This is a genomic window from Pedococcus sp. P1_H8 (assembly GCF_056405175.1).
Genome location: NZ_JBFUCP010000078.1, coordinates 1 through 585, shown reverse-complemented (window position 1 = coordinate 585; position 585 = coordinate 1). Strand labels below are relative to the sequence as shown.

At 63.6% G+C, this 585-nt stretch carries 1 protein-coding gene and 1 pseudogene; both read right to left on the bottom strand.

Annotated features, from left to right (window positions below; all coding sequences use genetic code 11):
* A partial coding sequence (locus AC1DYG_RS18930) for an enoyl-CoA hydratase-related protein (protein ID WP_477641411.1) occupies nt 1–281 on the bottom strand: 281 nt, incomplete at its 3' end.
* Between the two features lie 47 nt (nt 282–328).
* A pseudogene (locus tag AC1DYG_RS18925) lies at nt 329–585 on the bottom strand (acetyl-CoA C-acyltransferase); the annotation flags it as partial.

The window sequence follows — 585 nt, the reverse complement described above, 5'->3', positions numbered from 1 at the left end:
GCCTTGAGGGTGACGCTGTGGTTGAAGATCTCCTCGGCGTTCTCGGGGCCGACCTTGATCATGTTCTTGAGGTCACCGCCGGCGAAGAAGGTCTTCTTGCCGGAGGTCAGGACGACACCGGTGATGGCGTCCTTCTCCGCGTACAGCCGGTCGACGGTGGCCTTCATCGAGGCGATGTAGGCCGCGTTCATGGTGTTCGCGCCCTGGTTGGGGTCGTCGATGGTGAGCACGACGATTCCGTCGGCGTCCTGCTCCCAGTTGATGATGTTCTGCTCGCTCACTGCTTCAAGTCTCCTGGTAGTCGGCGATATGGAAGGGACGGGCCGCGTCAGACGCGCTCGATGATGGTGGCCACGCCCATGCCGCCGCCGATGCACAGCGTGATGAGCGCGTAGCGCGCGTTGCGGCGCTCGAGCTCGTCGACCATGGTGCCGGTGATCATCGCGCCGGTCGCGCCGAGCGGGTGGCCCATCGCGATGGCGCCGCCGTTGACGTTGAGCTTCTCGTCCGGGATGTTCATGTCCTTCTGGAACTTGAGCACCACGGAGGCGAACGCCTCGTTGATCTCAACGAGGTCCATGTCCT